Source organism: Pseudomonas umsongensis (genome assembly GCF_012647205.1).
GTDB lineage: Bacteria > Pseudomonadota > Gammaproteobacteria > Pseudomonadales > Pseudomonadaceae > Aquipseudomonas > Aquipseudomonas umsongensis.
The window spans coordinates 6,033,212-6,047,000 of record NZ_CP051487.1; the positions used below are offsets into that span (position 1 = coordinate 6,033,212).

Here is a 13,789-nt window from a genome sequence, read left to right on the forward strand (position 1 = left end):
TCTGGCCCGTGCCAACATAGGGGCCATTGTAAACGTCCGTGCCAGGTTATCCATGCAAGGTTTGCAGCCATTGTTCGCGGCTGATGCGATACAGCACGTGGTGACGCAGGGGATGATCGAGGGCAAGCCTGGGATGATCGAAATCATCGGCCGGATCGTGTTGCATGCCGATCGCCTGCATGACTTTCTGCGACGGCAGGTTGCCGACCGTGGTAAAGGACACGACTTCATTCAGAACCAAGCGATCAAACCCGCAGCGTAGAGCGGTCCATGCCGCTTCGCTGGCATAACCCAGGCCCCAATGCTCGCGCGCCAGGCGCCAGCCGATTTCAATGGCCGGTGTGAAAGGCGCGTCGAAACCGACCACGCCCAGACCGGTAAAACCGATGAACTGGCCGGTGTCTTTGCGCTCCAGCGCCCAGAAGCCAAAACCGTGCTCGGCAAAGTGCTCGCGAACCCTGCCAATCAACGAGGCACTTTCCAATCGACTCAAGGGTGCGGGAAAATAGCGCATGACCTGTGGATCGGCGCACATCGCGGCAAACTCCGGCAAATCCTCATCGCGCCACTGCCGCAATAGCAATCGAGCGCTCGCCAGTTCGAGTATCGGCTCCATCGTTCCCCCCCCCAATTCCATGCCGCCAGTCTACAACGCTGGTAGGATCCTTCACTCATTGCGCAACGAAATCATCATGCCACTGCCGCTGATCTACCACGAAGACTACAGTCCCGAGTTCCCGGCGGATCACCGCTTTCCCATGGACAAGTTTCGCCTGCTGCGCGATCACCTGGTGGACAGCGGTCTCACGCGCGACGCCGACCTGCTGCGCCCACAGTTGTGCCCGGCGGACATTCTCGCCCTCGCCCATGACCCTTCGTATATCGAGCGCTACATGAGTGGCGACTTGTCCCGCGAGGACCAGAGGCGGCTCGGCCTGCCCTGGAGCGAAGCCCTGGCCCGGCGCACGGTGCGCGCGGTCGGCGGTTCGTTGCTGGCGGCGGAGCAGGCGCTGGAACATGGCCTGGCCTGCCACCTGGCGGGTGGCACCCACCATGCGCATTACGATTACCCCGCTGGCTTCTGCATCTTCAACGACCTGGCGGTGATCAGCCGTTTCCTGCTGGAGAGTGGCCGGGTCAATCGGGTGTTGATCTTCGACTGCGACGTGCATCAGGGCGACGGCACTGCACGTATTCTGCATGACACTCCAGAGGCGGTGACCGTTTCCCTGCACTGCGAAAAGAACTTTCCCACACGCAAGGCCGAAAGTGACTGGGACATCCCGCTTCCCAACGGCATGGGCGATGCCGATTACCTGAAAGTGGTGGACGATGCGCTCAACTACCTCTTGCCCCTCTATCAGCCGGACCTGGTGCTGTATGACGCGGGTGTCGATGTGCATAAGGATGATGCGCTCGGTTACCTGAAGCTGACAGACCAAGGCGTCGCCGCTCGCGATGAAGCCGTCATGCGCCATTGCCTGGGCCGCGATATCCCGGTGGTCGGCGTGATCGGCGGCGGGTACAGCAAGGACCGCCAGGCCCTCGCCCGCCGCCATGGCATCCTGCATCACAGCGCCGAGCGGGTCTGGCAGTCATCAGGCTGTCACTGAGTTGTGGATGCTTTACCCACAATGCCTGTGGAACCGCCTGTGGATAACCTGAGTGAAAGGGACTACAGACCATGCGGGGTGTGGGCTGCGGAGCGGTGGTTGTTTTTTAACCAGCCTCAATAACGCCAACGAAACCTTTGTGGGAGCGAGCCTGCTCGCGAAGGCGGCAGAACATCCAACCATGATGCGTCTGACATAACGCATTCGCGAGCAGGCTCGCTCCCACCGGGGACTGGGCTGTTAGAATGCCCGGCCTCATCCGCCAAAACCGCAGCGCTCCCTATGACTCAATCCCCGACCGCCTCCCCTTCCCATGTCGCCATCATCGGCGGCGGCCCCGCCGGCCTGATGGCGGCTGAAGTGTTGAGCCAGGCCGGGATCAAGGTCGACCTGTATGACGGCATGCCTTCGGTAGGACGAAAATTTCTGCTTGCCGGTGTCGGCGGCATGAACATCACCCATTCGGAAGCCTACCCGGCATTTCTTTCGCGCTATGCCGAACGCGCACCACAGATTGCGCCGCTGCTGCGTGGCTTTGGCGCCGATCACTTATGCCAGTGGATTCACGGGCTGGGCATCGACACCTTCGTCGGCAGCTCCGGCCGCGTATTCCCCACCGACATGAAAGCCGCGCCGCTGTTGCGTGCCTGGCTCAAACGCCTGCGCGACAGCGGCGTAGTTATCCACACCCGCCACCGCTGGCTCGGCTGGGATGATCGCGGCGGTTTGCGCATCGACTGTCCCGATGGCGAAAAAACCGTTCAAGCCGATGCCACCTTGCTCGCCCTGGGTGGCGGCAGTTGGTCGCGCCTGGGTTCGGACGGCGGGTGGATGCTGCCACTGGAGCAAAAGGCTGTAGGACTCGCGCCGCTGCAGCCAAGTAATTGCGGCTTCGAGGTGCAGGCCTGGAGTGATTTGATGGTCAGCAAATTCGCCGGTGCGCCGCTGAAAAACATTGCGATCGGCCTCAATGATGACGCACCAAGGCTGGGTGAATGTGTGATCACTGCGACCGGGATTGAAGGGAGCCTGATCTACGCCCTGTCGGCAGCGATCCGTGAAGCGATCAACCAGCACGGCTCGGCAACCATTCACCTGGACCTGCTGCCAGGCCGGCCTGTGGATAAAATCCAGGCTGCACTGAGCAAGTCGCGCGGCTCACGCTCGATGGCTAAACATTTGCACAGTCAGTTGGGCATCGATGGGGTGAAAGCGGCGTTGTTGCGAGAGCTGACATCTGCCGAAACCTTTACCGACATGGCATTGCTGGCCAAAGCGATCAAGGCGTTGCCCCTAACCCTGGTGAAGACCCGACCATTGGACGAAGCCATCAGCAGCGCGGGCGGTGTGAAGTTCGAGTCGATGGATGAACGATTGATGCTCAAGCAAATGCCTGGGGTTTTCTGCGCGGGGGAAATGCTCGATTGGGAAGCGCCAACGGGCGGCTATCTGCTGACGGCGTGTTTCGCCAGTGGGCGTGCGGCGGGATTGGGGATGGTGGAGTGGTTGCAGCGCAAGGGCTGAAGACCAAGGCTCGCCCTTCGCGAGCAGGCTCGCTCCCACAATGGGTCTGTGTCGTACACAAATACAGTGTTCACAGAAGATCAATGTGGGAGCGAGCTAGCTCCGGGCGGCGCTCCGACGAAGGCGGCCTAACAGACGCCGCCGCTAATCAAGGCTTACGCTTACGCGGCCCAGTGTTGAACACCGGCACTTTGCGCACAGGCTTGATCGAAGGCTCCGCTGGCGCAGCCTCCCCGCTATCGACCCACTTGCCGAGATTGCGCTTACCGCCACCACCCGACGTTTTTGGCTTCTTCGGTTTCTTCGGCTTCTTGATTACCTGACCACTGGCGTCGGTGTCTGGCACACGATGCTCTGGCTCGAAGTCCGGTTCGTTCTGACGCTTGAGCGTCTGGCGGGTCAACATCTCGATGGCCGACAGCAGATTCACTTCATCGGCGCACACCAAGGAAATCGCCTCGCCCGTGGAGCCGGCACGCCCGGTGCGACCGATGCGGTGGATGTAATCCTCGGCCACGATCGGCAAATCGAAGTTGACCACCAACGGCAGGTCTTCGATATCCAGGCCCCGGGCCGCGACATCGGTGGCGACCAGGATCTGCACTTCACTGAGCTTGAAGCGGTCCAGCGCGCGCTGACGAGTCGCCTGCGGTTTGTCGCCGTGGATGCCATCGGCGTTGATGCCCAGGCCCTGGAGTTTTTCCACCAGCGCGTCCACGCCGTTGCGGGTCTTGGCGAACACCAGCACTTGCTTCCACTTGCCCTTGCGCATCAAGTGCACAAACAGCTCCGGCTTGCGCTTCTTGTCCACCGTCACGATCCATTGCTTGACCGTATTGGCGGCAACGTTGCGCGGGCTGACTTCGATACTCAGCGGGTCATTGAGCATTTGCCCGGCCAGCAGGCGAATGTCGTCGGAGAACGTGGCGGAGAACAGCAACGTCTGGCGCTTCTTGGGCAGTGCCCGATAGATATTCGCCAGTTCCTCGGAGAAACCCAGGTCGAGCATGCGATCGGCCTCGTCCAGCACCAGGGTTTGCAGTTGATTGAACTTCAGCGCGTTCTGGCGGAACAGGTCGAGCAAACGGCCCGGGGTCGCCACCAACAAGTCGACGCCGCTGCGCAGCTTCATCATTTGCGGGTTGATACTGACGCCACCGTACACCGCGTAGGTGCGCAACGGCAGGTTCTCGGCGTATTGGCGAACCGCTTCGTGAACCTGCTCGGCCAGCTCTCGGGTCGGCACCAGAATCAGCGCACGCACCGAGTTGGCGGTGACTTTCGGCCCTTCCATGGCCAGCAACTGCAGCAGTGGCAGCGCGAAACCGGCGGTCTTGCCGGTGCCGGTCTGGGCGGCGGCCATCAGGTCGCGACCTGCCAGCACCGCCGGAATGGCTTGCGCCTGAACTGGCGTCGGAGTCTGGTAGCCGAGCGTCTCAAGGGAGCGCAGCAAGGGTTCGATCAGGCCAAGGGTGGCGAAAGTCATGGGAGTACCGTAGGAAAAATCAGCGCGATTACGCGAAACATGTTTGCAATGGCGCGCAGTTTACCCTAATTCACACGGGATTCTGTCGGCACCGCCGTCGGCTCCAACTTCACCACTGGCCGCTCCGGTGTGCGACGCCACTGCGGCAGGCCAATCAGCACCACGGCACTGATGATCACCAACATGGCCAATGCTTCTTCGATGCCAATGGTTTCTCCGACAAACACGATCCCCAGCAACACGGCCACCGCCGGGTTGACGTAGGCATAACTGGTGGCCGCCGCCGGACGCACATGCTTGAGCAGATACATGTAGGCGTTGAAGGCAATGATCGAACCGAACACGGTCAAGTACGCCAGCGCCGCCCAACCCTCAATGGGCGGGACCTGCTCCAGGTGCTCGCCGCTTACCGCGCTGCCGATCAGCAACACTACGCCGCCGACCAACATTTCCACGGCACTGGCCATTGCGCCTTGAGGCAACGGCAAGTGTTTGCTCCACACTGAGCCGAATGCCCAGGTTGCCGCGGCAAAGATCAGTAATGCCGCTCCCAAAGGACTCGATTGCAGGTTGGAGCCGAGATTAAGCATGACGATGCCAATCATCCCGAGTGCAACACCCGCCCATTCAAGACGGGTATTACGCGCGCCCCAGAAATAGCCACAGAGCAAGGTAAACAGCGGCACCGTCGCCACCGCCAGCGCGGCCACGCCGGAAGCCACCCCCGTGTGCTCGGCCACGCTGACCGCACCGTTGCCGCACGCCAGCAACAATACGCCGATGATCCCCGCAGCTTTCCATTGTGCCCAGGTCGGCGCTGGCGCCCCGCGCCAGCGCAGGTAGGCGTACATCAGGCTCCCAGCGATCACGAAGCGAATGCCGGCGAGCAGCAAGGGCGGCCAGTACTCCACACCGATGCGGATCACCAGGTAGGTCGAGCCCCAAATCACGTACAGCGCGAAAAAGGCAGCGATCAACGGTAAGGGGAAGCGACGTAGGCCGGACATGATGGGCAGCTCACAGGCAGAACAGGTGAACGGCTATTCTAGAAAGGCTAACGCTGGAAAATAAGTTACAAAACCTGTTTAAACCGCCGGTACACTTTTCAAAACACGGAGTTCAGCGCTATAAACCGTGCTTTCGAAAGTCGGTCATTTTCAGGAGCTGCCTCGATGGATAAGTACGACCGCATGCTGCTCAGCGCCCTGCTGGAAAACGGACGCGCGTCCTACGCCGACCTCGCGCGCAAGGTCAACCTTTCCGCCCCGGCCGTGGCCGAACGCGTGGCCAAACTCGAAGCCAGCGGCGTGATTACCGGTTACCAGGCGAAAGTCGACATGGCCAAGCTCGGCTTGCCGATCCAGTGTGTGATTGAACTGCGCCTGAACCAGCACGGCAACCAGAAAGCCTACGACGACCTGATCAAGATCCCGCAACTGACTGAATGCCACCGCGTGACTGGTGATCCTTGCGTGATCATGCAAGCGGCGGTGGGGTCGATGCCTGAGCTGGAAGAGTTGATCAACCGGATTGCCACGTTTGGCTTCAGCAAGACGTCGATCGTGTTGTCGAGTGCGATAGAAAAGCGGGTGCCGTTGGGGCAGTTGGAAGGGAATGGCAAGGGCATTTAATTGTTGTAGGTGATCCACTGTGGGAGCGAGCCTGCTCGCGAAAGCGGAGTGTCAGTCGACATCAATGTTGAATGATCAATTGATTTCGCGAGCAGGCTCGCTCCCACAGGGGAATCCTGTCGCGGTCAGAACCCACGATGCCGCTTCAGGTGTTCATTGACCTTCGCCGCCGGCACTTTCTGCAATTTGCACAACAGATCATGGGACAGCTCGCTCAGGCCATGCCTGTGCCGCAGTTCTTCGGCCAGGTGCACCGTCAGGTTAGCCGCCATTTCGGCATCGGCCATAGCCCGGTGAGCCTTGCCGGTGTGGGGCAGGTTGGCGAAGGTGGTGAGGGTGCCGAGCTTGTGGTTAGGTGCCGCAGGCATCAGGCGTCGGGCCAGCAACAGTGAGCAGGCAAAGTTCTGCAGGCGCGTGCGTTTGATCCGCCCCAGTTCGAAGTCCCAGAACTTCTGGTCGAACGCGGCGTTATGGGCCAGCAATGGCGTGGTGCCGACAAACTCGTTGACCTCGTTCATCACCTGCTCGGCCGAAGGCGCGGTGCGCAGCATGGCGTTGCTGATGCCGGTCAGTTGCTCGATGAAGCCCGGGACGCGCACGCCGGCGTTCATCAGGCTCTGGTAACGCTCGACGATGCGCCCTTGTTCAAGGATCACCACGGCAATTTCCGTGGCCCGGCAACTGCTGCTCGGAGAGATCCCGGTGGTTTCAAAGTCGATGACTGCTATGCGTTCCAAACCTGTTTGAACTCCGTAAAAATCAATTCTTGAGCAGCAACGCGCCTTCGATCGGCACGTAGCGGCTGGCGGCGCGGATCAGCGAGTTGGCCGTCAGGCCCGGCACGCCGTAGGCCACCGCTTGCACGCCGTGCTTGCTGATGATGCGTTCCAGCAGCATGTCGAAATCACCGTCGCCAGAGGCCAGCACCACTTCATCGACATGGTCGGCCGCGTCCATGATGTCGAGGGTGATGCCCACGTCCCAGTCGCCCTTCGCCGAGCCGTCGCTGCGCTGGATATAGGGCTTGAGCTTCACGGTGAAACCGAGGTTGCGAAGGATCTGCTGGAACTGCTGCTGTTTGCTGTCGCCACGATCGATCGCGTAGGCGTAGGCCTCGACAATCTCGCCTTGCTTGCTGATATCAGCCCACAACGCGGCATAGTTGAAGTGGCAGCCATAAGCCTGGCGTACGGTGTAGTAGAGGTTCTGAACATCGGCGAACACTGCGATTTTTTTCACCGGGCACCTCGATAAAGCGCAGGCAGGATCAGGCACCAGGCCCGAAAAGTCGCCCAGTATGCCAGCCAAAAGCAGACTTTCGCGAATAATCGGCCCGAAGCGCCGCAGCGCCCCGGACGAATGGTGCATCAGACGAAGGAGTCGTCGTCGCCGCCAAAGAACGATGAGCTGTCATCGTTGTAGTCGGCATCGGCAAAACCGCCCTGGTCGTTGGCATAGGGCTCATTGCCGGCCATGCGCTGGTCATCGCCCCAGCCATTGTTGCCCTGGTCGTTGACCTGGGCCGGTTCTTCCTTGATGACTTCGACGATTTCCTGGGGTGCCTGGTTGTGGTGGAACAGACTGCTGATGCCTTGTGCCAGCATCACGCCACCCGCCACACCGGCCGCGGTCTTCAGCGCCCCACCGAGAAAGCCGCTACCCGCTGCGGGGGCCTGTTGCTGGGGTGCATAGCCCTGCTGTGGAGAAGCACCGAAGCTCTGTTGCGGCGGCGTGTTGAACGAAGGCCGCGCCGGCTCGCGCCAGCCACCACCGCCAGACACCGGCGCACTTTGCGTGGGCGCAGGCTGCGAACTACCACCAAAAATGCTCGACAAAAAGCCGCCGCTCGATGCAGGGGCCGGCGTTTGCGCCTTAGCTTGCTGCAGTTCGGCCTGCAATTTCTGGATTTGCGCAGTCAGCTGCTGGTTCTGCCCGTCGAGGCTCTTGATCGCCGCCTCCTGCACCAGAATCGCTTGGGTCATGAAATAACCGGCCGCCGGTTGGCGCACCAGGTGTTCCTTGATCCGCGCCTCGGCTTGGGCGTCGCGCGGGGCTGAGTCCGTCTCGGCCTGTTGCAGCCGGGAAAACAGTCCATCGATCAGGGTTTGTTCTTCGCTGTTCATGGCGACCTCGTAGATTGCCGGGAAAATCGTTGCCTTTGCCCATAGAGGATAAGGCGCTCGACCTTAATGGAGGCTGAAACAAGTTGTTTCAATGAGCTTTACCGAACGTTTACGTTTGCGCCCTCCCGCGCATCATCGGTTAAAGTGGGCCACTGCTTTCAACCAGCGATACCAACCGATGAATCCGTTCGATGTACTGCGTGACTCCTTGTATTTCTTCAAACGCAATCTGGGCCAGATCGTGCAGCTGTGCCTGCCACTGGTGATCATCGAGGCCCTGTTGCAACAAGTGGTCGACCATTCCACCGAGCCGGACAGTTTCCCCGGTATCAGTGTGATCGTCGGCTTGCTGGTCTATCCGTTGTACACCGCCGCCCTGATCCTGTTCCTCGATGCCCGCAGCCGAGGCGAATCGCCCAGTAACCGCGAGCTGCTGTCGAGGTCCGCCTATCTGTGGCCGCGTTTCGCCTTGCTGACCGCCCTGAACACATTGCTGATCCTGCTGGGCTTGTCGCTGTACTTCCTGCCGGGCATCTGGCTGATGGTGACCCTGGCTTTCGGCGAGTACCTGCTGGTGCTGCGTGGCTTGGCGCCATTGCAGGCCATGAAGGAAAGCCTGCGCCTGACCCGTGGCCACTTCATGCGCATCCTGGTGTGCATCCTGTGTGTAATGGGGCCGTTGTGGTTGCTCAAGGGTGCAACGTTGGCGGCGTACCCTGAGCCGCAAAACCCGGCTATCTCAATGCTGATCGACAGTGCCCACAGTTTCTTGCAACTGTTCACCAGCGTGGTGCTGTTCCGCCTGTTCATGCTGATCAGCGAAGTACCGGAAAAAATCGATGGACCACGTTGACCGTGGGCGACCGCTCGTCAGTCGGGTATGCTCGGAGGCAACTTCCGTAACGCGATAAGCCGAGCCATGCCCCGACTACTGCGCTACACCTTGCTGGGACTGTTGATCGTCATCGGCGTAGTCTGCGTAATGACGTACAGCCTGACCTGGCGCCCCGAAGCCAGGGAAATAGCGCCGGTCGCGTGCAGTACTCAAGCGCCAGGGCTGGCACCCGGCCAGGCACTGAAGGTCATGACCTGGAACGTCCAGTACCTGGCGGGCAAGCGCTATGTCTTCTGGAATGACCTGGCCGCCGGCAACGACGATTCCCCAACACCGGAAGACATGGCCTTCAGCCTCGACGAAGTGGCGCGAGTGATCCGCGACGAGCAGCCGGATGTCGTGCTGCTGCAGGAACTCGATGACGGCGCCAAGGCCAGCGATTACCAGAACCAGCTCAAACTGCTGCAGGAGCGGCTCGCCGACCTGTATCCGTGCAGCGCCCATGCCTTCGACTGGAAGGCTGACTTCGTGCCCAACCCGCACATTTTCGGCAGCGTCGGCCGGCAACTGGCGACCCTGAGTCGCTATCGGATCGAGCACGCCGAACGCCTGCAATTGCCCATCGCATCGGCCAACCCGATCAGTCGCCAGTTCCAGCCGAAAAACGCCTTGCTGGTGACGTACCTGCCATTGAGCGACGGCGGCCAGCTCGCCGTCCTCAATACCCATCTGGAGCGAGCGACCCAACCTGACGAGACGCTGCAGGCACAGATCGCGGCCGTGGCCAAGGTTCTCGATAAGTTCGAAAGCCGCGGCACGCCCTGGCTGATCGGTGGCGACTTCAACCTGCTGCCGCTGGGGCAATACCAGCGCCTGCCCAGCGAACAGCGCACCCCCTACTCCGCCGACAGCGCCCTGCATCTGTTGTGGGACAAGTACCCGATGATTCCCACCAACAACGAATCCAGTGGCATCGACCGCGCGCGCTGGCTGACCCATTACCCCAACGATACCGGCTTGAACGGCCCGGACCGGACCGTCGACTATCTGTTCTACAGCCCGCGAATCAAACGGGTCGAGGCGACGGTGCGGCAAGACGATACCCTGCGCATCTCCGATCATCTGCCGGTGATTGCACGGTTCCTGCTGCCCGCCGCGCCGTAGATCGCGGCGTCATGGCTTGCGCGGCTTGATCCGTGCCGTGGCTTCGGCCACCAGCGGGTCGTCCGGCCAGTAATATACAGTATTACCTATCGATCCCCCACATTGACACTGTTCCGGATATTGAAATCACTCGGTTGGGCAGGAATTCGCCCAAAGAAGGTTGACTGTCAATGAGGTTAGGTAGGATTGACAAAATAATAGGACATATGAGGGACGGATTGACAGGCATCACCGTCGGTTTTCGAGGAGACGCAATGAAGATTGACACCTTAGGGTGTCGCATGAGCACAAGCATGTGGCTCAACTCCATTGGAATTAAGACTCAGTCCCTGGCGGTGGATGACCGCGGAGTGGAAGAATCGAGGAGGGGCGAGTTTTCACAAATCTTGAAGTATCGAGATCGCCGCATCTTGTAAACCATTTTTTGTACTTGTTAACTATTGCGACTTACAGTGAAAAAAGGCCGCCCGATCACTGATCGGACGGCCTTTTTTTTTGGGGGGGGACGAATGCTCAGACCCGATGGCGTCAGCCCAGCACCTCATTGGCTACTTGGTCGACCGCGCTTTTGGTGATGTCGACGATCAGGTCGGCCTCTTCCTCGGACAGGATCAACGGTGGTGCGAAGCCAAGAATGTCGCCATGGGGCATCGCCCGGGCAATCATGCCGCGCTCAAGACAGGCCGCCGACACTTTCGGGCCGACCTTCAAGGCCGCATCGAACGGGGTACGCTGCTCACGATCCGCCATGAACTCAACGGCAGCCAGCATACCGTCGCCGCGCACTTCACCCACCAGCGGATGACCTTCCAGGGTTTCACGCAACCGACGGTTCAGGTAGCTGCCGACCTTCTCGGCGTTGGCCGTCAGGTTTTCCCGCTCGAGAATATCGAGGTTGGCCAAGGCGGCGGCGGCACAAATCGGATGCCCCGAGTACGTCCAGCCATGGCCCATGGCACCTTGGGATTCGGACGCCTTTTCGATCACGCTCCACACTTTTTCACCGACGATCACCGCCGACAACGGCGCATAGGCGCTGGTCAGACCTTTGGCAGTGGTGATCAGATCCGGGCGCATACCGTAACGCTGGCTGCCCATCTTCGAACCCAGCCGACCGAAAGCGCAGACCACTTCGTCGGCGATCAGCAACACGTCGTATTTGTTCAGCACCGCTTGAATCGCGGCCCAGTAGCCGGCTGGCGGAACAATGATGCCGCCGGTACCCATCAACGGTTCGCCGATAAACGCGGCCACGGTGTCCGGCCCTTCGGCCAGGATCATTTTTTCCAGCTCCTCGGCGCAATAGCGCACGAACGCCGCTTCATCCATGCCGGTCGGCGCCTTGCGGTACCAGTGCGGGCACACGGTGTGCTTGATGCCTTCGGCCGGCAGGTCGAAATGCTGATGGAAGCTCGGCAGGCCGGTCAGGCTTCCGGTCATGATGCCCGAACCGTGGTAACCGCGATCACGGGAGATAATTTTTTTCTTCTGCGGGCGGCCCAGTACGTTGTTGTAGTAGCGCACCAATTTGATCTGGGTTTCGTTGGCGTCGGAACCGGACAGGCCGTAGTAGACCTTTTTCATGCCCTCGGGCGCCCAGTCGATGATGCGGCTCGACAGCTCGATGATCGCTTCGGTCGAATGGCCGACGTAGGTGTGGTAGTAAGCCAGCTCCTTGGCTTGCTTGTAGATCGCATCGGCGACTTCGGTGCGACCGTAGCCGATGTTCACGCAGTACAGGCCGGCAAAGGCGTCGATGAATTCGCGGCCCTCATGATCGCGAATACGAATACCCGACGCACTCTTGATGATGCGCCCCTTGAGCGCGCCGCTGGCGTGGTCATGGGCGTGGGTCGACGGGTGCATGAAGTGCGCGCGATCTTGTTCGAACAGCGTATCGAGTTCTTGGCTCATGGCGGATCTCCTTAGAACTGGCCTTGATGGTGCAGGCAAAAGTATTTGGTTTCGACAAAGGCTTCGAAGCCCTCGGTGCCGCCCTCGCGGCCCAGCCCCGAGGCTTTCATGCCACCGAACGGGATCGGATGGCCGGTAAACTTGACGCCATTGACCGCGATCATGGCGTGGTCGAGGCGGCGAATCAGGGGGTAGATCAGGTCCAGGCGGTTGGAACAAATGTAGGCCGCCAGACCGTATTCGGTGTCGTTGGCCATTTCGATGGCTTGCTCGAGGGTGTCGAAAGGCATGACGGCGGCGATCGGCGCGAAATTCTCTTCGCGGTAGATACGCATCTGCGGCGTAACGTCGGCCAGCACCGTCGGCTGGTAGAACAACCCGCCGAGGGCGTGCGCTTCACCGCCGACCAGCCGTTGTGCACCAAGTAGCAGGGCGTCTTCGACGCGCTCGGCCGTAACATCGAACGCCGCCTGATGCATCAACGGGCCGATGTCGACGCTTTGCTCCTGATCACCCACCAGCGCCGGGCCTACCCGCAGTTCGCGCACCGCAGAGGCAAAGCGGTTGAGAAACGCCGGGTAAATCGAACGATGCACCATGATCCGGTTGGCCGCACAGCAATCCTGGCCGGAGGTCTGGAACTTGGCCTCCACTGCGACTTTCACCGCCAGTTCCAGATCAGCATCGGCGCAGACAATGAACGGCGCGTTACCGCCCAGCTCCAGCGACACCTTCTTCACATCCTGGGCAGCCGCTTGCAGGACCAATTTACCGACGCGGGTTGAGCCGGTGAAGCTGACCGAACGCACGCGAGTGTCCTGCACCAGGGTTTGCATGGCCATTTGCGGTTCGCCCAGCACCACGTTGAACACGCCTGCCGGGAAGCCCGCTTCCTCTGCCAGTTGCGCCAGAGCCAATGCGGAAAACGGTGTTTCATGGGCCGGCTTGATCACCACAGTGCAACCGGCAGCCAGTGCCGCGGCGGCTTTGCGGGTGATCATCGCCGAAGGAAAATTCCACGGGGTCAGCAGCGCACAGACGCCGACCGGTTCCTTGACGGTGCCTAAGTGCGCGCCAGGGATATGGCTGGGAATGTTCTGCCCGTAAAGACGCCGCGCCTCTTCGGCAAACCAGGGAATGAAGCTGGCGGCGTAGGCGATTTCGCCGCGTGACTCGGCCAGGGGTTTACCTTGTTCCTGACTGAGGATGCGCGCCAGGTCTTCCTGATGCTCAAGGATCAACGCCGCCCAGCGCCGCAGAATCGTCCCGCGGGCATCGAGGCTTTGTTCACGCCAGGCCGCAAACGCCCGGTGTGCAGCATCAACGGCGGAGATGATCTGAGACTGATCGAGCATCGGCACATGACCGATCAACTTCTGATCGGCCGGATTGTGCACGGCGACGCTGTGGCCGCTCTCACTGTGGACCCAATGCCCGTCTACGTAGCAAAGTGCTTTGAACAACAGCGGATGTTTGTATGTCATGGCGTTCACTCCAAA

At 60.5% G+C, this 13,789-nt stretch carries 13 protein-coding genes; 5 read left to right on the plus strand and 8 right to left on the minus strand.

Going from position 1 to position 13,789, the window contains the following annotated elements; genetic code table 11:
• Positions 1–46 precede the first annotated feature (46 nt).
• Positions 47–616, minus strand: a complete 570-nt coding sequence (locus tag HGP31_RS27325) for a GNAT family N-acetyltransferase (protein WP_020798712.1) — start codon at positions 614–616, stop codon at positions 47–49.
• Between the two features lie 76 nt (positions 617–692).
• On the opposite strand from HGP31_RS27325, the gene HGP31_RS27330 reads away from it, so the two are divergent.
• Positions 693–1,613, plus strand: coding sequence for a histone deacetylase family protein (locus HGP31_RS27330; RefSeq protein WP_083350195.1), 921 nt, complete (start codon positions 693–695; stop codon positions 1,611–1,613).
• 282 nt (positions 1,614–1,895) lie between these two features.
• The gene (locus HGP31_RS27335; protein ID WP_168758981.1) at positions 1,896–3,137 is read left to right on the plus strand and encodes a TIGR03862 family flavoprotein; all 1,242 of its coding nucleotides are present in this window, start codon (positions 1,896–1,898) and stop codon (positions 3,135–3,137) included.
• A gap of 148 nt (positions 3,138–3,285) precedes the next feature.
• Here the strand turns inward: HGP31_RS27335 and HGP31_RS27340 are convergent, their stop codons facing one another.
• Complete coding sequence (locus HGP31_RS27340; protein WP_020798716.1) at positions 3,286–4,623, minus strand: RNA helicase RhlE1; 1,338 nt, start codon at positions 4,621–4,623, stop codon at positions 3,286–3,288.
• A 65-nt stretch (positions 4,624–4,688) separates the two neighbouring features.
• Positions 4,689–5,630, minus strand: coding sequence for a drug/metabolite exporter YedA (gene yedA, locus HGP31_RS27345; protein ID WP_020798717.1), 942 nt, complete (start codon positions 5,628–5,630; stop codon positions 4,689–4,691).
• Between the two features lie 165 nt (positions 5,631–5,795).
• Here yedA and HGP31_RS27350 point away from each other — a divergent pair, with 165 nt between their 5' ends.
• A complete protein-coding gene (locus HGP31_RS27350) occupies positions 5,796–6,254 on the plus strand; it encodes an Lrp/AsnC family transcriptional regulator (RefSeq protein WP_020798718.1) in 459 nt (152 codons plus the stop codon).
• Between the two features lie 125 nt (positions 6,255–6,379).
• On the opposite strand, the gene HGP31_RS27355 is transcribed toward HGP31_RS27350, so the two are convergent.
• From HGP31_RS27355 to HGP31_RS27365, 3 genes are all read right to left on the minus strand, one after another.
• Entirely contained in the window at positions 6,380–6,991 is a 612-nt protein-coding gene (locus tag HGP31_RS27355; RefSeq protein WP_020798720.1) for a 3'-5' exonuclease, read from the minus strand.
• Between the two features lie 22 nt (positions 6,992–7,013).
• Entirely contained in the window at positions 7,014–7,493 is a 480-nt protein-coding gene (locus HGP31_RS27360) for a LabA-like NYN domain-containing protein (RefSeq protein WP_007946629.1), read from the minus strand.
• A 128-nt stretch (positions 7,494–7,621) separates the two neighbouring features.
• Positions 7,622–8,377, minus strand: coding sequence for a DUF2076 domain-containing protein (locus HGP31_RS27365; RefSeq protein WP_168758982.1), 756 nt, complete (start codon positions 8,375–8,377; stop codon positions 7,622–7,624).
• Positions 8,378–8,555: 178 nt separating this feature from the next.
• Between HGP31_RS27365 and HGP31_RS27370 the strand changes: the two genes are divergently transcribed.
• Entirely contained in the window at positions 8,556–9,230 is a 675-nt protein-coding gene (locus HGP31_RS27370) for a YciC family protein (RefSeq protein ID WP_020798722.1), read from the plus strand.
• 66 nt (positions 9,231–9,296) lie between these two features.
• Positions 9,297–10,376 carry an endonuclease/exonuclease/phosphatase family protein gene (locus HGP31_RS27375; RefSeq protein ID WP_020798723.1) on the plus strand — a complete coding sequence of 360 codons (1,080 nt, stop codon included), beginning with the start codon at positions 9,297–9,299 and terminating at the stop codon, positions 10,374–10,376.
• 528 nt (positions 10,377–10,904) lie between these two features.
• Here HGP31_RS27375 and HGP31_RS27380 read toward each other — a convergent pair.
• Positions 10,905–12,290 carry an aspartate aminotransferase family protein gene (locus tag HGP31_RS27380; protein WP_060764066.1) on the minus strand — a complete coding sequence of 462 codons (1,386 nt, stop codon included), beginning with the start codon at positions 12,288–12,290 and terminating at the stop codon, positions 10,905–10,907.
• Between the two features lie 11 nt (positions 12,291–12,301).
• On the minus strand, positions 12,302–13,774 hold the full coding sequence (locus tag HGP31_RS27385; RefSeq protein WP_168758983.1) for an NAD-dependent succinate-semialdehyde dehydrogenase: 1,473 nt from the start codon (positions 13,772–13,774) through the stop codon (positions 12,302–12,304).
• Between the last annotated feature and the right edge of the window lie 15 nt (positions 13,775–13,789).

What these genes read in the sequence shown, in the direction of transcription:
- HGP31_RS27325 (WP_020798712.1), bottom strand. Translation starts at nt 616, where the DNA reads ATGGAGCCGATACTCGAACTGGCGAGCGCTCGATTGCTATTGCGGCAG.
- HGP31_RS27330 (WP_083350195.1), top strand. Translation starts at nt 693, where the DNA reads ATGCCACTGCCGCTGATCTACCACGAAGACTACAGTCCCGAGTTCCCG.
- HGP31_RS27335 (WP_168758981.1), top strand. Translation starts at nt 1,896, where the DNA reads ATGACTCAATCCCCGACCGCCTCCCCTTCCCATGTCGCCATCATCGGC.
- HGP31_RS27340 (WP_020798716.1), bottom strand. Translation starts at nt 4,623, where the DNA reads ATGACTTTCGCCACCCTTGGCCTGATCGAACCCTTGCTGCGCTCCCTT.
- yedA (WP_020798717.1), bottom strand. Translation starts at nt 5,630, where the DNA reads ATGTCCGGCCTACGTCGCTTCCCCTTACCGTTGATCGCTGCCTTTTTC.
- HGP31_RS27350 (WP_020798718.1), top strand. Translation starts at nt 5,796, where the DNA reads ATGGATAAGTACGACCGCATGCTGCTCAGCGCCCTGCTGGAAAACGGA.
- HGP31_RS27365 (WP_168758982.1), bottom strand. Translation starts at nt 8,377, where the DNA reads ATGAACAGCGAAGAACAAACCCTGATCGATGGACTGTTTTCCCGGCTG.
- HGP31_RS27370 (WP_020798722.1), top strand. Translation starts at nt 8,556, where the DNA reads ATGAATCCGTTCGATGTACTGCGTGACTCCTTGTATTTCTTCAAACGC.
- HGP31_RS27375 (WP_020798723.1), top strand. Translation starts at nt 9,297, where the DNA reads ATGCCCCGACTACTGCGCTACACCTTGCTGGGACTGTTGATCGTCATC.
- HGP31_RS27380 (WP_060764066.1), bottom strand. Translation starts at nt 12,290, where the DNA reads ATGAGCCAAGAACTCGATACGCTGTTCGAACAAGATCGCGCGCACTTC.
- HGP31_RS27385 (WP_168758983.1), bottom strand. Translation starts at nt 13,774, where the DNA reads ATGACATACAAACATCCGCTGTTGTTCAAAGCACTTTGCTACGTAGAC.